The sequence below is a fragment of the Microbulbifer maximicatervae (SeqCode) genome (assembly GCF_056231245.1).
In genome coordinates this window covers 1,604,930-1,624,596 of the sequence record NZ_CP174334.1, presented here as the reverse complement: position 1 = coordinate 1,624,596, position 19,667 = coordinate 1,604,930, and the positions used below count along the sequence as shown (strand labels likewise).

The following is a 19,667-nucleotide window of genomic DNA, read 5'->3' as shown; positions in this document are numbered from 1 at the left end:
CTTTTCAAAAGCAGGGTCTTTTGGCCGGCGGGAAGCCGACACCCTTCTCCGAGGCTACCGGGCGCGATTTACGCAAACCCGGGCGGTCGAATGTTTTCGATTTTTTATAGCCGCTAGTGCGGCCTCTATTTTCAACTAGGAAGCGGCTTCACTCTCAAACAGGCTGTTATCTTCGACTTCTGGAGTGATGCGTTCGAGCGCTTGCTCTTGTTCCACCTCTTCAACCTCATCAATTTCATCAGTTTGAATGGCCTCCCTCTCCACTACGGGCGGGGCTTCGCTGTCGATCAGCTGGTGCAATACCGACTCGCTGACAAAGTGGGCGATGGTCGGGCGCACGCGCAGCCAGACTTCCGCACTGGTCTCCACTTCTTCACTGCTGAACTGCACCAAACGCAGCTGGCGCAATTTCTTCAGCAGGTTTTTACGCTCGGCGTGCTTATCCGGCAGGGACATTTTCAGCAGGTTGCGCATGCCCAGTTCCAGGGCTTCCATCGATAGCGCGGCACAGCCGCTCTCATCCACCTGCCCTTCCCGCAGCGCTTTATCGTATTCCACGCGCAGGGCGAGAATCGCGGCCACTTCCTGTTGGCTGAGGCGGGCGCGGAAGCCGCCATGGTGCGGCTCTTCCTGATCCGGCAGTCCTGGCACTTCGGCGCCGGGCGGATACACGCGGATAAACTGGAAACGGCTGTCGTGCTGCAAACGCAACCCCAGCGGGGCCAACCACTCGCGCACCAGCTGCTCGCAGCGCTGGAAGCGATCGTAAAGGGTGGTCTCAATTACGCTTTCATCCCGGCAGATAACGCCGTAATCCAACAGGCGCACCAGCAGCTCGGAAAATTCGCTGCGGTTCAGGCGACACTGCGCCAGGGCCTCTTCCAAAGCCTGTTCAATCACTGTTTTTCAGCTCCAGGATATATTCGTCAAATTCGGTGAAATAGTCATTGCTGGCGATTTCACCGGTAAATTCCACCTGCAGGTCGGCGGCGCCGCTCTGGTTCACCGCCGCTGCTTCGATCACATGGCTCATAGCGAGCAGATCACGCGCATCGCGCAATGGCAGGTTGCGGCTGTTGATCTGGCGGCCGGTGCCGAGGGCATCACTCAGATAATCGCGCAGGTTACTGTTGTTGAAATTAAACGCCTGGTCGAGCAGTTGTTGCAGCTCGATCTCGCGGCGGTTTTCTTCACCGATGGGGGTTTCATCTTCGACCCGGGTATTCACCGGCTGGCGGCGATTGCGCTGCCACAGCTGGGTTTGTTTGGGGTCAAACAGGCGCAGCTGGAAGCCACCTAGCTGTTCGCCCAGCTGCTCGAGAATTTGTGTTTTTTGCTGGCTCTCGCCGAGGCGCTGGCACAGGTCCGCAAATTCACCTTCGGCCTGGCTGTGCAGGTAGCTGAGCTGGCGGATAATAATATCGGCACGCTTGGTAAAGCCCTGTAGTGCACGGCGCAAAGCGGGCAACTTCACCTCGCAGGCGCGGCGCATGCGGTCCTCGATGGTATCGAGCATCAGCCACAACAGGGATTGGCCCGGTTGTACCAACTCCGGCAGCAGCTGGCGCAGGCGCTTCTCCCACTCCGCTTTCTGCACATCCTCCTTGCGGCGAATGCAGTCAATCACCCGATTGATGGAATCGCGGTGTTTTTCCACGCTGTCCGCAGACAAACGGATAGCCAGGTCCGGCTGGAAGCGGCTCTCCATAAAGGAGAAAAACTCATCGGTGGCCTGCTGCACCAGCAATTGAGCCTCCACTTCCCGCACCATTTCCCGCTTGCGCTCTTCCAGCTCGGCGATCATATCGGTGAAATCCGCCACGATACGCTCGGAGTATTCCCAGGCATCGATCAAGTCGTGGGTTTCACCTCGGCTGGCAAAGGCTTCCAGGGCATTTAAGGTGTTGCGGGTATTGCGGTGGCGGGTGCGCACGCGAGTGCCGTTCACTTCCACTAGCGGCTGAGTGAAAAGGCGGCCCCGGCGGCTAAACGGATAGGTGGCGGTGAGCGTGGCGCTGTCCACCTGCTTCTCCAGCCAACCGAACTCCACCAGGCTATTCAGTACCCAGACGGCCTGATCGCGCAGGTTGCGGAAGCGGCCCTCGGGGTCCTGCACACCATCTTCACTATCGAGTTGGGGCGCGCGGGTCAGGGCCTCGGCAAAAATTTCCAGGATCTGCTCGCGCAGCAAAGACTCACCGTAGTCGGCCTTGGCGGTGTACAGACGCTCATACAAAAGACGCAAGCACTCAACCACCTGTTCGCGGTATTTACCGGTCAGCGGGCGGAAGAAGTGCTGGTAGGAATCGACGAAGAACAACGACTATAGGCCCGCTTATTCCTCTTCCGGCTTTTGGTTGAAGACACAATATTTTGTGTAGTCGCGGGTATCGTCAAAAGTCCACTGCCCTTTGGGAATGCCATCCATTTTCTCGCACCAAGCATCGGAACCCCGTTTGGGCTCACAGCCGGTCAGTGCGATAAGGGCGATAACAGCGCTGGTCAGGACAAATACTTTTTTCATGGCTCGCTTCTACAAATGAAATTCGAATTTCACTTCCCCGGCGGCCGCAATGTGCCAAGCCGGGGAAAATCTATCGGTGTCTCAAGTCTATCCGTGTCTCGGAGTACGACCGCGCTATTCGCGACGCCACTTGGTCCCTTCACGGCTATCCTCAAGCACCACACCTTTGGATTTTAACTCTTCGCGAATCTCATCGGCGCGGGCAAAGTCACGGTTCTTCTTGCTCTGTGCGCGCTCTTCGATCAGTGCTTCAACTTCTTCGGCAGAAATGCCTTCATCTCCACCACGGGCCTGTTTGAACCAGGCTTCCGGGTCTTGCTGGAGAATGCCCAGCATATCTGCAGCGGCCAGCAGCAAGCCTTTCAGGCGTGCTTTATCCGCCTCATCGGCTTTGTTCAGGTCGCGGGCAATCTGGTGCAACTCGCTGATGGCGATCGGCGTATTCAGATCGTCTTCCAACGCCTTGATAAAGGCGGTGTCGTTAAGATCTACCGCTTCAGCCTCAACCGCTTCCGTTTCACGCAGTGCGCCATAGAGAGTATCCAGGGTGCGCCATGCCTGATCCAGCAAATCAGCACTGAAATTCAGTTCTGAGCGGTAGTGGGCAGACAGCAGTGCAAAACGCAGCACTTCACCGGGGTATTGGCTCAGCAGGTCTTTGACCATGCGGAAGTTGCCCAGGGATTTGGACATCTTTTCGCCATTGATATTTACATAGCCGTTGTGCATCCAGTAGCGCACAAAATCCACACCATTGGCGCAGCAGCTCTGGGCGCGCTCGTTTTCGTGGTGGGGGAAGGTCAGATCGCGACCGCCGCCATGGATATCGATAGTGTCACCCAGGTGCTTCTTGATCATGGCCGAGCACTCCAGGTGCCAACCCGGGCGCCCACGGCCCCAGGGGCTGTCCCAGCCGGGCTCGTCATCGGCGGACGGCTTCCACAGTACGAAGTCGCCAGCGTACTTTTTGTAAGGCGCTACTTCCACCCGCGCACCGGCGAGCATATCGTCGAGGGAGCGCTTGGACAGCTGGCCGTACTCCTGCATGGATTCCACGGCGAACAGCACATGGCCTTCGGCGGCGTAGGCGTGACCTTTCTCCAGCAGGCTTTCGATCATCGCGATCATTTCCGGCAAGTGCTGGGTGGCGTAGGGGACAATATCCGGCTCCAGGTTATTGAGCGCGGCCATATCCTCGTAGTAAGCCTGGGCATAGCGCGCTGACAGCACGCCGATTTCCTCGCCGTTATCCCGCGCGGTCTTCATGATTTTGTCGTCAATATCGGTGATATTGCGCGCGTAAATCACATCGCTGAAATTTCTTTTCAGTACCCGGTACAGGGTGTCGAACACCACCACAGGGCGGGCATTGCCAATATGCACGCGGTTGTACACGGTGGGGCCACACACATACATGCGCACCTGATCTTCCACCAGTGGTACGAAGGGTTCTTTCTTCCCGGAAAACGTGTTGTAGACCTGTAGAGACATCTTTTCTCTCGAATTCTTTTTGCTGTGTGGCTGGGCCAGTCATTGACCCCGCCGCGAAAACTGCCGCTCGGGCAGCCCTCCGCTTTGCTATTTGTTTTGCTCTTTGGCCCAGCTGTCGCGCAGACCAATGGTGCGGTTAAACACCGGCGCTTCCGCGCTGCCGTACTTGCTGTCGCGACAGAAGTAGCCGTTGCGCTCGAACTGGTAACCCTGCTCCGGCTCCGCTTTGGCCAGGCCGATTTCCGCCTTACAGCCTTTTAGGATTTGCAGGTTGTCCGGGTTTACGCAGTCGAGGAAGTTCTTACCGCCGGCATCCGGCGCCGCATCATTGAACAGGCGATCGTATAGACGCACTTCGCAATCGACATTGTTGTCCGCAGATACCCAGTGAATAACGCCCTTTGGCTTAACGCCGTCGGCCGGATCTTTGCCCAGGGTGTCCAGATCAACCGAGCAGATCACCTCAACAATTTCACCGGCATCGTTCTTCACGACTTCTTCAGCAAAGATCACATAGGCGTTGCGCAGGCGAACTTTTTTGCCCAGCACCAGACGCTTGTACTTCTTGTTGGCCTCTTCGCGGAAATCCTCTTTCTCAATATAGAGAGTGCGGCCAAAAGGAAGTTCACGGGCCGGCAGATCATCGCGGACCGGGTGGCCGGGTGCTGACAGCATCTCTTCCTGGCCTTCCGGGTAATTTTTCAGGGTAATCTTCAAAGGCTCCATCACGCACATGGCGCGCGGTGCATTTTTATCCAGATCGTCGCGAATGCTGTATTCCAGCATGCCCACATCGACAACTGAGTCGGAGCGGGTTACACCGATCATCTCGCAGAAGTTGCGAATGGAAGCCGGGGTGAAGCCGCGACGGCGCATACCGGAAAGGGTCGGCATGCGGGGATCATCCCAGCCGTCCACATGGCCTTCGTCTACCAACTGCTTGAGCTTGCGCTTGGACACCACGGTGTAGTTGAGGTGCAGGCGGGCAAATTCGTACTGACGCGGGCGCGAAGGCACCGGCAGGTTCTCGATCAGCCAGTCGTACAGGGGCTTGTGATCTTCAAACTCCAGGGTACAGATGGAGTGGCTGATACCCTCAATCGCATCACACTGGCCGTGAGCGAAATCGTAGCTGGGGTAAATGCACCACTTATCACCGGTCTGGTGGTGAGCCATCTTTTTGATGCGGTAGATGATCGGGTCGCGCAGGTTGATATTCGGTGCGGCCATATCGATCTTGGCGCGCAAACTGCACTGGCCCTCTTCCATTTCACCGTTGCGCATCTTTTCAAACAGCGCCAGGTTTTCCTCGACAGAGCGATCCCGGAAAGGGCTGTTTTTGCCCGGCTCTTTCAGCGTGCCACGGTAGTGACGAGCTTCTTCTGCGGACAGGTCGCAAACGTAGGCCTTGCCATCTTTAATCAGGTGCAGAGCCCACTCGTACAATTGATCAAAATTATCCGAGGAGTACTTCGCCTCGCCATTCCACTCAAAACCGAGCCAGGAGACATCGCGCTTAATCGCATCGACAAACTCTTCCTCTTCCTTGGCCGGGTTGGTGTCGTCAAAGCGTAAATTACAGGTGCCACCGAATTCCTGCGCCAGACCAAAATTCAGACAGATGGACTTGGCGTGGCCAATATGCAGATAGCCGTTGGGCTCCGGCGGGAAGCGGGTCGCGATCTGCGTAACCCGGCCCTCAGTCAGATCTTCACGGATAAGGTTCTGTAAAAAGTGAGCTGGCTTGCTCTCGGATGTCATAGGATTCTCTTAATTTACAGCTGTGCGAACGTAAACGGCGAATTATAACCTACTTGAGAGACAGAATATCGAATTTGAAGGAACGCTTTCCATAGAAATTCACTGCAAGCGTTTGATTTTTGTGCAATTGACACAGATATTCCGACACAGCATTTTACAGCTACAGACTACAAGGTATCATGCCGCCCCAAATCAACCCTCATAGGACATTTTATGATCACCCTTCACACAACCCATGGAGATATAGCCATCGAATTGGATTTCGAAAAGGCACCCAAGACTGCTGCCAACTTTTTGCAGTACTGCCGTGACGATTTCTATACCGGCACTGTCTTCCACCGGGTGATCAACAACTTTATGATCCAAGGTGGCGGCATGACTCCAGACATGCAGCAGAAGGAAACCCGCGACTCCATCGAAAACGAAGCCAACAATGGCTTGAAGAACGACACTGGCACCCTGGCCATGGCCCGCACTATGGACCCGCATTCCGCCAGCTCCCAGTTCTTTATCAATGTTAAGGACAACGATTTCCTGAACTTCCGCAGCGAAGATTCTCAGGGTTGGGGTTACTGCGTATTTGGTAAGGTTGTCGACGGCATGGACGTGGTCAACAAAATCAAAGACGTTAAAACCGGCAGCAAAGGCTTCCACCAGGACGTACCCCTGGAGACTATCGAAATCACCGGTATCAGCATCTCTGACGCCTACGCCGATAAGTAATTCCACGGGTCAGTACCGACTCTAAGGCGGGGACATTGTCTACTTATTTTATTTCTGACTTGCACCTCGACGAAAAACGCCCGGATATTACCCGGGCGTTTTTTGATTTTCTGCACGGGCGAGCTGCCGGTGCTGAGGCGCTATATATTCTCGGCGACTTTTTTGAGGCGTGGGTTGGCGACGACGACGATGCCCCGCTAGCCCGCGAAGTGATTGGCGAGTTAAGTCGCTATAGCGGTACCGGCGTAGAGTTGTACCTGATGCACGGCAATCGGGATTTCCTGTTGGGTACCGACTTCGCCCAGCGCGCGGGAGCCACTTTACTTCAGGACCCCACTGCGTTGTCCCTCGGTAATGAGCGCGTGTTGCTTATGCACGGCGACAGCCTTTGCACCCTCGACAAAGAGTATATGGCGTTCCGCCGCCAGGCCCGGGACCCCAAGTGGCAACAAGAGCTATTGGCCAAGTCCCTACAGGAACGCCACGCTATTGCCGCGCAGATTCGTATGGCATCCAAGAGTATGAACAGCCGCAAGGCCGAAGACATAATGGATGTAACCCAGGAAGAAGTGGAGCGAGTGATGCTTGAGCACAATGTGCTTCGACTGATCCACGGCCACACCCACCGGCCCGCCCGCCACACGTTGACGATCAACGGTGAACCGGCGGAGCGTATTGTGCTGGGAGACTGGGATAAGAATGCCTGGTGCCTGAAAGCGGACAAAGACTCACTGGAGTTGATTCACTGGCCGATCGGCTAGGAGCCGGCGTTTTGGATGAGGCTCTGCTGTTGTTGCACAGCCTCTACCAATTCCTCAAGCGTCTCCCGCAAACACTGCACACCCCCAAATCGAAAACCTATCCCCTGTAAATAAGCGCAATCCATCACTGCTGGCGGTTTCATTTGTGGCTGGGGAGGTAGCGGTCCCTGCTGTCCGGATATCGATCTTAGAATCTTCACCAACTCGCGACTGCTAACCAGGCAATCACTACAGTTTACTGCCCGCCCCCGGGCATCTTCGTGCTCCAGTAAAAGCTCTACCGCCCGCGCCACATCTTCTCCGTGCACTTCCGTTGAAAGCCCGGAATTTAAATAGGCTTCCCCAGATATCACTGCTCGAGCGATGTCATACCACTTGCTACGACTTAGCGGGCTCACCAGCCCGTAAACTCCAGTTAAGCGCAATGAAACTGTATGCCAGCCACGCTGATACGCCCAAGCAGACAGCATGGCTTCCACAGCCGCTTTATAGCCGCCGTAGAAAGTATCCGGCTGAACAACCTGCCCCTCACTTAAAGAACCGCTCAACTTTCCAGTGGCATAAACGGCACGACTGGAAATAAATACAAATTTTTTTACCTTCGCTGCATAGGCGAATTGGATTAATGCCAGGGTTTGACTGAGGTTTACATGTAAAAAACCCTCGAGATCGTCCCCCTCCCCTTTTCGATAGCGCCCGGGAAGATGCTCGAAAGCTGCATGTACCACCACATCCAGATTGCTGGTGAATGTCTGTAATGCTGTATCAGAAGTAATATCCCCGACGCTCCACGTCAATCTGGGTGAAGCAATACTGTGAAAAAGATCTACACTTTCCTCCCTGCGCAGTAATGCTCGCACTTCATAGCCCTGCCGCAAAAAATGCCTAACCAGAAATTGCCCCACATAGCCACTGGCGCCAGTAATCCCTATTCTCACAATTCCCTCTCTCGATTTTATTTTCTAAGCACGGGCCAGCTCATCCAGATCAACGGCAATATCTCGCCCTTCGTAAACAGCCCACCACAAGTCGATCAGGGGTTTGAGCTTTTCAACTTTTGAGTGCTGTTTTTGCCAGGGTTTTTCATATTGGTAGTGAATGACATGAATACTGTCCCACTGCCACAGCTGGGGTAAATTCAGGTAGAGGTATTGCAAGGCGTTATAGATATAAGGCAAACCGTGCCAACGAGGGAAAAAGGACTGCAAAAAAGTCTGGTCTGTGCGCCGCCAGAAAACTCCTGGTCGATCCAGTTGCTCAAGCATTTTTTGGTAAGTCGTTTCACTCGGTACCGCAGTAAACAATCCCGAATTCATGCGATGAAATCCATCCAAGTCTTCGTAAAGATTGGGCGCTGCGCAAAATTCCGGATAATTCATCAAGTGATCAATATTGCGCAAAACCAGGGTGTCTGCATCCAGAAAAACAAGCTTATCGAATTGGGTCAATTGCCACAGTGCCAATTTACAAAAGTTATTCAATGGGTCATGGAAAGCGGGCTTACTACCCTTATCAAAGGGCGCGCGCCGGTGCAAAGAATCGCGTTTATGGCGGTGGATAAACTCATCGGAAAAACGAGGCGTATAAACTTCTTTTATCTTACAGCCCGCCGCTTCCAATGGCGCTGCATCACAGCTGTTCGGTGGCACCATACAAATTAACGGATAGGCACTGGCCGTACGATCCAGTGAGTGTTTCAGTGCCTGCGCACCTATTACATAATCCGGACTATTGACCAGGGTCACAAAGGCACATCTTGACATAACAATTGGCTCTACAGTCCCTATACAGCGTTATTTACAGCGGCGGTAGAATATCTTCAGGCCCGCACAATAATCTGTCACACCAGCGACTTACCATTTCCTCTACTTGTTTTTGTTCGAAGCAATTCTCATTGTAGATAAAGCTAGAGCGCAACTTCTTTCCAAAGACAGTAATAGAAAGATAGATGCCATATGGCGTTAAGCGCGTCGCCAGGGGGACAATGCGAATTTTCAAACTGTCATTCAATTTGACCCAGTCAGAAGTTTCACCGGTATAAACCGCAAAAAAACCTTCCCGGTGCTCCTCTGTTTGCAGGAAAGTCACCAGGTAGCAATGGGATGCATCGAGGTGGTGGCCAATCAGGCCGTGAGGCCCAATTGCATCAGCAGCATAAACCGTGCGCATGGCATACTTTATCTCCGAAGACAGGCGCGAGAGCTTCTCCTCCCAGGACTCATCCCTACGAACCGTCAAATTAACATACCGGCACATGGGGCCAAACACTTCCCGATACTCCCTCTTAAGCCGAAGGGATAAATTGCCATTCATCCAAAAAGAGTGAGGTATGAATTCACATAAAACTTGCTGAAATGCGGCTGCCAGATAGGCGAAGAGGCTCACATTCTCCGAGCTGGCCAATGTCTTTATCTGCTCCAGCTCAATCTCATCTATATGCTGGATTACTTCACTACAAATAACCGAGGTCTCTTCCGATTGAGGCAACTGCTCTATCTCATCTTTTTGGGATTGCAACTTTTTTTGCCAAAGATTTCGCGCCTTATGCCCCCTCGGCGATCTCAGATAGGTATTTTCATAATTTACATAATCAGCAAAGTCTGCAGTTTCCACCCTGGGTTTATAATCCTTACCCTTCGCACTATCCAAATAGTGAGTCAAGGATTCAGACCAGAGCAGTGACAAGCTAATCCCATCGGCAATGATGTGGTGACACTTGGTCAAAAAAATGTATTCATCCTCTCCACTGCGAAGAACACTGAGCCCCAACAATTGATCCTGCGTCAAATCCATTGGCGAGCTGCCAAATTGACGCAAAAAGCTCGTGAAGTGAGTATCACTTAAGTGGCGAATGTCGATGTAGTCCAGCTCAATATCTACAAAGGAGCGGACAGCCGGTTCCCCGCTATAACGACAGCGAAAAATCGGATAGGTGTTTACCACCTCTGAAATGGATTTCTTAAACAGTTCAACATCGAATTTTCCTTTGAAAACCATGGCGCGGGTAATCAGGTCGACCAGATCCTTGCGGTGATGCAAGTCATAAATACGCTGCTCAGTGATCGATAGGGGGACCTGAGTCGATAAACTCCAACCGGTCATTCTGATCTCCAAAAATCATTTGCCCGACATGAGATCACTAATGAGACTGATAAAACTGCACAAGATCATCGGGAACGTTACTTTTAGAATATACAAAACGGTGAAATGACAACGGCGGTATGCTGAAGGCACAGACAAGATTCTCTTGATTTAAGTCACCGGCACGATGCATGATCTCTACAAACTATAAGGGGCAGGAGTTCCATCCAGGTGATCAATAACCTGAATAAACGCGTATTGATTCTCGGAGGCTACGGCAATTTTGGCGCACGTATTGCACAAATGCTGAGTTCTGAGCCCAATATCCAACTGATTATTGCCGGCCATAACAAATCGTTGGCCGACCGTTGCGCCCAATCACTCGGTGGCCTCGCCGAGGGGTTACGACTGGAGCGGGACTCCATCAACTTGGCTGCGCAATTGAAAGCCTTGCACCTGGATTTATTGATCCACTGCGCTGGCCCCTACCAGAGAGAAACCGATTACCGGGTGGCCAAAGCCTGCATTGAAGCCCGTACCCCCTACATCGATATTTCAGATGCGCGCCGCTTTGTATGTGATTTTCACCGTCTCTCCCCGGCCGCCGAGGCCGCCGGTATCGCCATGGTATCCGGTGCCAGCAGTCTACCCGGCCTCAGCTCAGCAGCCATAGCTGAGATCCAAAAAGAGCTGCCGGTCATTCACTCTGTACAAGCGGCAATTGCTCCGGCACACAAGGTAGAACGCGGCCTTGCCACCGTGCGCTCCGGTTTTGAAGCGCTGGGGGAGAGCTTCCCCCAATTGCGGGATGGGCGCTGGAGAGAATCATTTGCCGGCAATCACCTGCACTCGGTAACTCTTGCCCATCCAGTGGGAAAACGCTGGCTGTGCGACTTTGAAGTACCCGACCTGGAGTTGTGCCCAAGACACCTGCCAAATTTAAACACAGCACTATTTTCCACGGGGACAGAGCCCCTGATTCTCCAGGCCGGCCTGTCTTTGTGCGCCCAACTCTCGCGCCTAAATTTGCCCGCCACGAGTTCCCGCATCGCACAGATTGCCCATAAATTGAGTGCCCGCTGGCCTGGTGGCAGCTCTCACGGCGGCATGATTGTCCGCGCACTGGGTGAAGATGCTGAGGGTAGGATAGCTGGTAGGCAGTGGCAAATACTTGGAATGGATGGCGATGGCGTCTGGATTCCTGCAGCACCCGCAGTGGCTTTGGCGAGAAAATTCCTTCGCGGTGAAATTTCAGACAGTGGCGCGCGCGCCTGCTGGCAACTATTAAAGCTGGATGAAATTCTGGATGAACTAAAGGATTACTCTATCGTCACTGCCATCGAGTTTTTACCTGCAAAGCAAAATTCACTGCCTGCATTAGCGGCAAGTTAGGGGAAAAAGCCCTTTAGTTGACCTTATCAAGGCAGAACCCTTACAAATGATCTAGGTTCAGTATCGGAACTTTATGTAACGATGCTGAACCTGATTTTATGAGTAGCTCCAACCCCTGGTGCGCCTATTCCGGCCGGAATGGTATAAAGCGCGCGATTATTCCCATTACCGCTCTTATCCTGACCCCATTCTTCTTGGTGCTCACGTTTACAAACAGCGCCTGGTGGCTGGTGGCTCTACTGATTAGCGTTTCACTGGTACTACTGGGAATCTACGATATGCTCCAACCCCATTGGAGCATTACGCGGAACTTCCCGGTTGCCGGCCGCATTCGCTGGATATTCCTGAACCTGCGTCCCTATTTCCGCGCCTATATGGTCGAGGGTGATGAGGAAGGACGCCCTTACAGCATTGAAGCCCGAAGGCTTGTGTATGCCCGCTCCGAAGGTTTTTCTGATATGCATCCGTTCGGCACTGAAAAAGATGTGCAGAGTGAGGAATATACCTGGCTCACTCACTCGGTGAAGCCCGAAAAACATGCAGACACCTCCTGCCGTACTGAAGTGGGCACGGGCCGCTGCAAACAGCCCTACTCCGCCGCCCTGTTAAATATCTCGGCCATGAGCTTTGGCGCTCTGTCCGCCGCCGCAATAGAAGCTTTGAATAAAGGAGCCTCAATTGGCGGCTTCTATCACGATACCGGTGAGGGGGGTATCAGCCCCTATCACCGCAAACATGGCGGCGATCTAGTGTGGGAATTGGGTACCGGTTATTTCGGTGCGCGCAACGATGACGGCAGCTTTAACCCGGATCTATTCCGCGAGGCCTGTAACGACCAGGTTAAAATGACGGAAATTAAATTGAGCCAAGGAGCGAAACCCGGGCACGGTGGAGTATTACCTGGCACCAAAGTAACTCAGGAGATCGCCTCCACCCGGAAGGTTACGCCCGGCCAGGACTGCGTATCCCCCCGCGCGCACTCCATGTTCTCCACCCCCATTGAAATGCTGGAATTTGCCGAACAAATGCGTGAACTGTCCGGCGGCAAACCGGTAGGCATAAAACTCTGTGTAGGGCATATCTACGAGGTGATGGCCATAATGAAGGCCATGCACGAAACCGGGAAACTGGTGGACTTTATTGTTGTAGACGGCGCCGAAGGCGGTACCGGTGCAGCGCCGCTGGAGCTTTCCAACCACGTGGGTATGCCGCTGCTGGAAGGGTTGATTATCGTACGCAATGCCCTGGTGGGGGCGGGCCTGAAAGATAAGGTGAAGCTGGCTGCCAGCGGCAAGGTTTATTCCGCATCCGGACTAGCGCAATGCTTGGCCATCGGCGCCGACTGGTGCAATGCGGCGCGGGCCTTCATGCTTTCCGTAGGCTGTATTCAATCCCAACGCTGCCACACGGATACCTGCCCAACTGGCGTTACCACCCAAGATCCTCGGCGTCAGCGCGGGCTAGTGGTAGATGTGCAAAGCAAGCGAGCGGCGGCCTTCCAGGCAAAAACCCTCGAAGCATTGGAGGATATTGTGGCCGGCGCGGGGCTTACCGACCCCCGAGACCTAAAACCCTATCACATGATTCACCGAATTAATGGCGCAGAATCCAGGCCGATAGATCGTATCTGGCATTTTCTTGACACCAACTCGCTGATCGACGCACCAGAAGATACGCCCTACTGGCACTGGTGGCTGGCCGCACAGGCAGACAGTTTTCAGCCTGCGATCAAGCTCGAAGAGGGCAAGTACGCGTCGATCCGCCGCGCTATTAACCGCTAGCCTCACCCAATCTGTGGAGATTGCTATGCAAACCGTTTCAGAGATTATTGTCGATACACTGGTCAAGGCCGGCGCCAAACGGTGCTACGGCATTGTCGGCGATACCATCAATCACTTTACATCAGCGGTACGCACTTCCGACTTGGAGTGGATACATGTGCGTCATGAGGAAGTGGGCGCTTTCGCCGCTGGGGGGGAGTCTTACCTTACCGGTGAGCTGAGTGTCTGCGCCGGGACTGCCGGACCCGGCAGCCTGCACTTTATCAACGGCATTTTTGAAAGCCATCGCAATGGCGCCCCGGTGGTACTGATTGCATCCCGCATCGACCGTGCGGAACAGGGGTTCGGCTATCCACAGGAAGTGGACCAGCAAAAACTCTACGAACAGTGTTCGGTCTTCTGTGAAACCATGACCCACCCGGAGCAAGCCCGTCGAATGATTGTGCAGGCGGCACAAACTGCGCTTACTCGCGGTGGTGTCGCGGTGGTGCAAATTAGCGGCGACTTGTTCAAGGAGAAGACCAAAGACAGTCTGCCCTGGTCGGTACATCGCCCTGAATGGCTAGCGCGTCCGTCTGACTCTGAGCTCGACGCCCTGGCAAAGAAAATCAACGCCGCAAAAAATATCACTATTTACGGCGGTATCGGCTGCCGTCACGCTCACGATGAAGTAATAAAACTGGGACAACACCTGGCCGCTCCTATCGCCCACACCACCAAGTCGAAAGAGTTTCTCGAATACGACAACCCCTGCCATGTGGGCATGACCGGGATTCTCGGCAATCCCGCGGGCTACCGGGCCATGGAGACTTGTGACCTGTTACTGTGTCTGGGTACCGATTTTGCCTACACCCAGTTCTACCCGAAAAAAGCCACCATTATTCAAATTGATGCGGAAGCGCCGCACCTGGGGCGACGCGCTCCTGTGGATATGGGCCTGGTAGGACATGTGGGGCCCACCATTGAAGCCCTCTTGCCCCGATTAAAGGCCCGCACCGACAGCACCTTCCTCGATGACCTTCTGGAACGATACAAAAAAGATCGGGAAGAGATGAAGAGCCGCGGCAAAGAGAAAGACCCCAGCCTGATCCACCCTCAATTTGTCGCCCAGACGCTCAACAAGCTGGCCGATGAGGATGCCGTATTCACCGCCGATGGCGGCGCCTGTATGGTTTGGATGCTCCGCGACCTCACTGCCAACGGCAAACGCTCATTTCTCACCAGCCTTTCCCACGGCACCATGGCCAACGCCTACCCCCAAGCCCTGGGCATGGCCAAAGCCTATCCCGGGCGCCAGGTCATCGCTATGTGCGGCGACGGTGGTATGACCATGTTAATGGGAGACCTGTTGACACTGGTGCAAGAAAAAATCCCATTAAAAGTCCTGGTATTTAACAATAACTCCCTCGGCTTCGTAGAGATGGAGCAGCGCATTGAGGGGCTTCTCGACAGCTATACCGACTTACATAACCCGGACTTCGGCCGCGTTGCCGAAGCTTGTGGCATCAGTGGTGCCAGTATCGAGAGTGCGGATCAGCTTGAGGAAAGTATGAAGCGCTGGCTCGCCACTGACGGGCCGGCACTACTCAGCGTACCGACGAACCGCGTGGAGCTGGTGATGCCGCCGGAAGTTACAGCGCAGCAAGTCACCTCCACCGCACTGTTCGGACTTAAGGCAATACTCAACGGCCGCGCCGATGAGGTGGTAGATCTTTTGCGAGACAATTTCCTGCGCTGAGACTTTTTAGCAGGCCACAACAAAAGGTTTGTGCGGCACTCATGCATCATTTCGGACAGCAACGCCATAACAGCATGCTGGCCCTGATCGCCAGCAGTGAAGTCGACGACAACAGCGCTCCCGGCCGCGCCGCCATGAGGCTACAGGCAGAGTTATCAGAGCGAAAAATTGACGTAATAACAACCACCAGTGGTAGTGATGCCTGCGCCATACTGAGTACTAACACCGCGATCCAATGCCTGCTGATTAATTGGACCCTGCCCGGTGAAGCGAAATGCCCCGCCCTGGTTGTATTGGAAGAACTTCGCGCCCGCAATCCCCAAATGCCGGTATTCCTTCTGGCAGATCAGCAGACTGTCAGCACCATGCCGCGACGGGCCCTGGAATTAGCCAACGATTTTATCTGGATGCTAGAAGATACCCCGACCTTTATCGGCGGTCGCATCCAGAGTGCGATTGAAAGATACCGCCACGCCATTCTTCCCCCCATGTTTCGCGCCCTGACCCACTTTGCCCGGGTCCATGAATATTCATGGCACACACCCGGCCACACTGGGGGAACAGCTTTTCTCAAATCCCCTGCGGGTCGCGCTTTTTACGATTTCTTTGGGGAAAATATGTTGCGCTCGGACCTCTCTGTTTCTGTAACAGAGTTGGGATCGCTTTTGGATCACTCGGGCCCCATTGCCAAGGGAGAGCAATATGCAGCAAAAGTATTTGGTGCGGATCGCACTTACTATGTAACCAATGGCTCTTCGACATCGAATAGAGTGATATTGATGGCATCGGTTACCCGGGGGCAATTGGCTCTGTGCGATCGAAACTGCCATAAATCCGTCGAACACGCGATCACCATGTCAGGTGCAGTTCCAACCTACCTGATTCCCCTACGCAACAACTACGGCCTCATAGGCCCTGTCCCTCCCCAACAGTTGACGGCCAGCTCTGTTGCCAATGCTATTCGGCAAAACCCTTTGTCCAAGCACGCCAAAAACTCCCGTGCCGTTCACGCAGTCATTACTAATTCCACCTACGACGGTCTCTGTTACAACGTGCGCAGAGTGGAAGAACTTCTCGGCGAGTCCGTTGATCGCCTGCACTTTGACGAAGCCTGGTACTCATACGCTCGATTTAATCCTATCTATCGAGATCGCTTCGCAATGTACGATTTGGGAGAAGCCGACACGAAAAATGGCCCGAGCAAATTTGCCACTCAGTCAACACATAAATTACTTGCCGCGTTGTCCCAGGCATCGATGATTCACATTCGCGATGGGCGTAAACCCATTGAGCATGGGCGCTTTAATGAAGCCTTTATGATGCATGCCTCAACCTCCCCACTTTATTCCATCATGGCCTCCAATGATGTGAGCGCAGCAATGATGGATGGACCGGGTGGAAAAGCATTAACAGAGGAGTCAATTGCTGAGGCCGTAGCGTTCCGACAAGTATTGGCCCGTTTGCAACAGGAGTATCGCGATAAAGAAGAGTGGTTCTTCGGAGGTTGGCAGCCTGAGCATGTCACCGATCCCAATAACGGGCACAACTACGCTTTTCACAGCGCCCCAGCAGAACTCCTGTGTCATGAGCCCAGCTGCTGGTTATTAGCCCCCGGCGAATCATGGCATGGATTTGGTGATATTGAGCCTGATTACTGCATGTTGGACCCGATTAAAGTATCGATTACCACCCCGGGGATAAACCCTGATGGCAAACTGTCTGCATCTGGAATACCTGCCAACATCGTCAGTAAATACCTGGACAACCTTGGCATTATCGTGGAGAAAACTACCGATTTTACGATTTTGTTCCTGTTTTCTATCGGTATTACCAAGGGTAAGTGGGGCACTCTAATCAATGCTTTACTGGCCTTTAAGCGCGACTTCGATGCCAACCGGCCCTTAAGTGAATGCCTACCAAACCTTATAAAAAAGTCCCCAGCCTATCGCAATATCGGGCTGCGCGACCTTGCAGACAATATGTTTGCTTCCATGAAAAAATTGCAAACCACAGTGCAAATGTCTGCAGGGTTTTCAGCCTTACCTAGAGCTGACTGCAGTCCGGTACAAGCTTATGAAACCCTGGTTCGCGGCGATGTGGAAATGCTTCCGCTAAGCAAGTTACCGGGACGTACCGCAGCCACAGGCGTTGTACCCTACCCTCCAGGTATTCCTCTGCTAATGCCCGGCGAAAATTTTGGCGATGAAGATAGTCCGGCATTGATTTACTTGAGAACTCTGGAAGCCTTCGACCAGCAATTTCCAGGCTTTACCCACGATAACCACGGAGTAGAGGTGCGGGACGGCCACTATCATATTTACGCCCTGCGGGGAGACTCGCCATAGGCTCGCCTATCAAAGAGGAGCATAAAATAGGCCTGGTCCCCGCAACCCTGATGGTTGCAGGCAATATGATGGGCTCCGGGGTTTTTATGCTCCCCGCCAATCTCGCTGCAGTCGGCAGTATTTCTTTGATCGGCTGGTTGATAACCATCGTCGGCGCTATCTCCCTAGCCCTGGTATTTGCCAAGCTCGCCGCTATCTATCCCGCAGCCGGCGGCCCCTATGCCTATGCCCGCCGCGCTTTTGGCGATTACATTGGCTACCAAACCAATCTGGTTTACTGGCTGGCCAATGTAATCGGTAATGTTGCGCTGATTACTGCAGGCCTGGGCTATCTGACCCATTTTTTTCCACCGTTAAAAGACCCACTGACTTTTGCCATGGCCCAGGTTGCCATGGTCTGGCTGCTAACTTACGCCAATGTACTGGGCCCGCGCACCGTCGGTCGCATCCAATCCCTCACCACCGGCCTGGTTTTGCTTCCAATCCTCGGCACCGCTATTTTTGGCTGGTTCTGGTTCGACCAGCAAAACTTTACCAGCAGCTGGAATGTCTCAGGCAAAAGCGACCCCAGTGCTATTATGGCCAGCCTGACCTTCACGCTCTGGGCCTTTATTGGGGTGGAAACCGCCTCTGTATCCGCCGCAGTGGTAAAAGACCCCACCAAGAACGTCCCAATCGCAACGGTTGGGGGAGTTATCCTGGCTTCTATTGCCTATGTACTCAGCTCATCGGTCATTATGGGGATGCTGCCGAACCAGGAATTAATCAGCTCCTCCGCTCCCTTTGCCGATGCTGCTCGCCTGGCACTGGGAAATACTGCGGCCAATGTCGTAGCCCTGTGCGCCGCTATTGGCTGTATCGGTTCATTGGGCGGCTGGATACTGCTGGTGGGGCAGTCTGCCAAGGCGGCGGCAGATGATGGCCTGTTTGCAGCACTATTTGCCCGCACCAATAACAAAGGCGTACCTACCGGCGGATTAACCCTGGTGGCCGTGTTGATGTCTGTATTGATACTCTCCACCATATCGCCAACGGCCAGCCAGCAGTTTGGCAAAATTGCCTCTGTCGCCGTGATTATGACACTGATGCCCTATATCTATTCTGCGGTAGCTTTGCGGGTTTTGGCCTACGGCAAAATGCCGCCTCAGCAGTACGGACTGTTTACTGTGATTTTGCTGATTGCTGCGGTGTACTGCCTTGTGGCCCTGGTGGGATCTGACGGACAACAAACCCGCTGGTCCCTGATCTTTGTGATTGCGACAGTCATTTTTTATGCGCTAATTTTAAATCGCCGTCGCAGCGTTGAAGAAAAGCACTTTCTACCCGGTGGGCCAGAACCAGCCTGGGTTCACTACTTCACTCTCTTTGCCACAATTGCTGCCCTGTGTCTGTTCTTCTGGTTTTCCGTGGGGCAATACCCGGACCTGGAATTGCGCTTGCGCGCACCCAACCCCTCAGGTCATCATCTTGAGGGGCACATTGAACCCTAGACTCAGCGGGTTAGCGCCCTCTCGATGGTTTCCGCGGTAATTTCAGTAATCCCTTGGGAGTTGGATTCACGGTTACCCGCCACATTGAGCGTCTGCGGACGATTCTTGAGGATAAAGTCGCGCACCAGTTGTACTCGATTGGCATCAGTCGGATTGACTACTAAGTGTGGTCTCCCCGATGCCTGGCAGAACTCAATAGTAAACAGAGTGCCATCACTACCGGGATTGGTTGTGAAGATAATAGTGGCATCGGAGTTGCGGATATTCTCCCGGGTGCGCTCTTCCAGATCCGGGGACGTGTTTTCAATCAGCCCAAGCCCTTTCAGAAAATCCGGCCGATCACCGATCTCAGTCCAGTAACCCTGTGGCGCTGTGCCACCGGTGGCAATTCCCAGGCGCTGCCCCGCCAGCAGGCCACCGGTATCCGCCCCCGTCTGACCACCACTAATAATTTTCTCCGGTCGGAATATCACTTTTCTCCCCCATATCGTTCATCGTCCTACTAGCTCGAGCTAGCAGATATCAAACCAGCGATAATTGGCATTGAAATTAACGATCGCAGCCACTAATTTATCTCCAA

The 19,667-nt window shown here is 53.7% G+C and carries 16 protein-coding genes; 7 read left to right on the top strand and 9 right to left on the bottom strand.

Features of this window, described 5'->3' with window-relative positions:
- Positions 1 to 135 precede the first annotated feature (135 nt).
- The 5 genes from ACJJIS_RS06980 to ACJJIS_RS06960 form a co-directional block, all read right to left on the bottom strand.
- Positions 136 to 900, bottom strand: a complete 765-nt coding sequence (locus ACJJIS_RS06980) for a DUF4194 domain-containing protein (protein WP_475709815.1) — start codon at positions 898 to 900, stop codon at positions 136 to 138.
- The gene (locus ACJJIS_RS06975; protein WP_475709814.1) at positions 893 to 2,320 is read right to left on the bottom strand and encodes a Wadjet anti-phage system protein JetA family protein; all 1,428 of its coding nucleotides are present in this window, start codon (positions 2,318 to 2,320) and stop codon (positions 893 to 895) included. Before ACJJIS_RS06975 ends, ACJJIS_RS06980 begins: the two co-directional genes overlap by 8 nt.
- Positions 2,321 to 2,335: 15 nt before the next feature.
- Complete coding sequence (locus tag ACJJIS_RS06970; RefSeq protein WP_108733723.1) at positions 2,336 to 2,524, bottom strand: DUF3012 domain-containing protein; 189 nt, start codon at positions 2,522 to 2,524, stop codon at positions 2,336 to 2,338.
- A 114-nt stretch (positions 2,525 to 2,638) separates the two neighbouring features.
- Positions 2,639 to 4,015, bottom strand: coding sequence for a cysteine--tRNA ligase (gene cysS / locus ACJJIS_RS06965; RefSeq protein WP_475709813.1), 1,377 nt, complete (start codon positions 4,013 to 4,015; stop codon positions 2,639 to 2,641).
- 87 nt (positions 4,016 to 4,102) lie between these two features.
- The gene (locus tag ACJJIS_RS06960; protein WP_475709812.1) at positions 4,103 to 5,776 is read right to left on the bottom strand and encodes a glutamine--tRNA ligase/YqeY domain fusion protein; all 1,674 of its coding nucleotides are present in this window, start codon (positions 5,774 to 5,776) and stop codon (positions 4,103 to 4,105) included.
- A 213-nt stretch (positions 5,777 to 5,989) separates the two neighbouring features.
- Here ACJJIS_RS06960 and ACJJIS_RS06955 point away from each other — a divergent pair, with 213 nt between their 5' ends.
- Together ACJJIS_RS06955 and ACJJIS_RS06950 are read left to right on the top strand one after the other, a co-directional pair.
- Positions 5,990 to 6,499 (top strand): peptidylprolyl isomerase, encoded by a 510-nt coding sequence (locus tag ACJJIS_RS06955; protein ID WP_108733726.1) that lies wholly within the window; start codon positions 5,990 to 5,992, stop codon positions 6,497 to 6,499.
- 35 nt (positions 6,500 to 6,534) lie between these two features.
- A complete protein-coding gene (locus ACJJIS_RS06950; protein ID WP_475709810.1) occupies positions 6,535 to 7,260 on the top strand; it encodes a UDP-2,3-diacylglucosamine diphosphatase in 726 nt (241 codons plus the stop codon).
- Here ACJJIS_RS06950 and ACJJIS_RS06945 read toward each other — a convergent pair.
- The 3 genes from ACJJIS_RS06945 to ACJJIS_RS06935 are packed head-to-tail and all read right to left on the bottom strand — an operon-like array spanning position 7,257 to position 10,362.
- Positions 7,257 to 8,198 carry an NAD-dependent epimerase/dehydratase family protein gene (locus ACJJIS_RS06945; protein WP_475709809.1) on the bottom strand — a complete coding sequence of 314 codons (942 nt, stop codon included), beginning with the start codon at positions 8,196 to 8,198 and terminating at the stop codon, positions 7,257 to 7,259. The genes ACJJIS_RS06950 and ACJJIS_RS06945 overlap by 4 nt on opposite strands.
- Positions 8,199 to 8,222: 24 nt before the next feature.
- The gene (locus ACJJIS_RS06940; RefSeq protein ID WP_444907847.1) at positions 8,223 to 9,023 is read right to left on the bottom strand and encodes a glycosyltransferase; all 801 of its coding nucleotides are present in this window, start codon (positions 9,021 to 9,023) and stop codon (positions 8,223 to 8,225) included.
- A 34-nt stretch (positions 9,024 to 9,057) separates the two neighbouring features.
- Complete coding sequence (locus ACJJIS_RS06935) at positions 9,058 to 10,362, bottom strand: condensation domain-containing protein (RefSeq protein WP_475709808.1); 1,305 nt, start codon at positions 10,360 to 10,362, stop codon at positions 9,058 to 9,060.
- Positions 10,363 to 10,572: 210 nt separating this feature from the next.
- On the opposite strand from ACJJIS_RS06935, the gene ACJJIS_RS06930 reads away from it, so the two are divergent.
- The 5 genes from ACJJIS_RS06930 (at position 10,573) to adiC (ending at position 19,087) form a co-directional block, all read left to right on the top strand.
- A complete protein-coding gene (locus ACJJIS_RS06930; protein WP_444907845.1) occupies positions 10,573 to 11,733 on the top strand; it encodes a saccharopine dehydrogenase family protein in 1,161 nt (386 codons plus the stop codon).
- A gap of 98 nt (positions 11,734 to 11,831) precedes the next feature.
- The gene (locus ACJJIS_RS06925) at positions 11,832 to 13,514 is read left to right on the top strand and encodes an FMN-binding glutamate synthase family protein (RefSeq protein ID WP_444897783.1); all 1,683 of its coding nucleotides are present in this window, start codon (positions 11,832 to 11,834) and stop codon (positions 13,512 to 13,514) included.
- Between the two features lie 25 nt (positions 13,515 to 13,539).
- Positions 13,540 to 15,252 carry a thiamine pyrophosphate-dependent enzyme gene (locus ACJJIS_RS06920; RefSeq protein ID WP_475709807.1) on the top strand — a complete coding sequence of 571 codons (1,713 nt, stop codon included), beginning with the start codon at positions 13,540 to 13,542 and terminating at the stop codon, positions 15,250 to 15,252.
- A 41-nt stretch (positions 15,253 to 15,293) separates the two neighbouring features.
- A complete protein-coding gene (locus ACJJIS_RS06915) occupies positions 15,294 to 17,597 on the top strand; it encodes an Orn/Lys/Arg family decarboxylase (protein WP_475709806.1) in 2,304 nt (767 codons plus the stop codon).
- Positions 17,594 to 19,087: an arginine/agmatine antiporter gene (gene adiC, locus ACJJIS_RS06910; RefSeq protein WP_475710339.1), complete on the top strand. Its 1,494-nt coding sequence runs from the start codon at positions 17,594 to 17,596 to the stop codon at positions 19,085 to 19,087. Before ACJJIS_RS06915 ends, adiC begins: the two co-directional genes overlap by 4 nt.
- 2 nt (positions 19,088 to 19,089) lie before the next feature.
- On the opposite strand, the gene ACJJIS_RS06905 is transcribed toward adiC, so the two are convergent.
- On the bottom strand, positions 19,090 to 19,560 hold the full coding sequence (locus tag ACJJIS_RS06905; protein WP_475709805.1) for a YpsA SLOG family protein: 471 nt from the start codon (positions 19,558 to 19,560) through the stop codon (positions 19,090 to 19,092).
- Positions 19,561 to 19,667: the final 107 nt, after the last annotated feature.

Bases quoted from the DNA above. Each gene is read 5' to 3' on its own strand.
- ACJJIS_RS06970 (WP_108733723.1), bottom strand. From the start codon at position 2,524: ATGAAAAAAGTATTTGTCCTGACCAGCGCTGTTATCGCCCTTATCGCA.
- cysS (WP_475709813.1), bottom strand. From the start codon at position 4,015: ATGTCTCTACAGGTCTACAACACGTTTTCCGGGAAGAAAGAACCCTTC.
- ACJJIS_RS06960 (WP_475709812.1), bottom strand. From the start codon at position 5,776: ATGACATCCGAGAGCAAGCCAGCTCACTTTTTACAGAACCTTATCCGT.
- ACJJIS_RS06955 (WP_108733726.1), top strand. From the start codon at position 5,990: ATGATCACCCTTCACACAACCCATGGAGATATAGCCATCGAATTGGAT.
- ACJJIS_RS06940 (WP_444907847.1), bottom strand. From the start codon at position 9,023: ATGTCAAGATGTGCCTTTGTGACCCTGGTCAATAGTCCGGATTATGTA.
- ACJJIS_RS06935 (WP_475709808.1), bottom strand. From the start codon at position 10,362: ATGACCGGTTGGAGTTTATCGACTCAGGTCCCCCTATCGATCACTGAG.
- ACJJIS_RS06925 (WP_444897783.1), top strand. From the start codon at position 11,832: ATGAGTAGCTCCAACCCCTGGTGCGCCTATTCCGGCCGGAATGGTATA.
- ACJJIS_RS06920 (WP_475709807.1), top strand. From the start codon at position 13,540: ATGCAAACCGTTTCAGAGATTATTGTCGATACACTGGTCAAGGCCGGC.
- ACJJIS_RS06915 (WP_475709806.1), top strand. From the start codon at position 15,294: ATGCATCATTTCGGACAGCAACGCCATAACAGCATGCTGGCCCTGATC.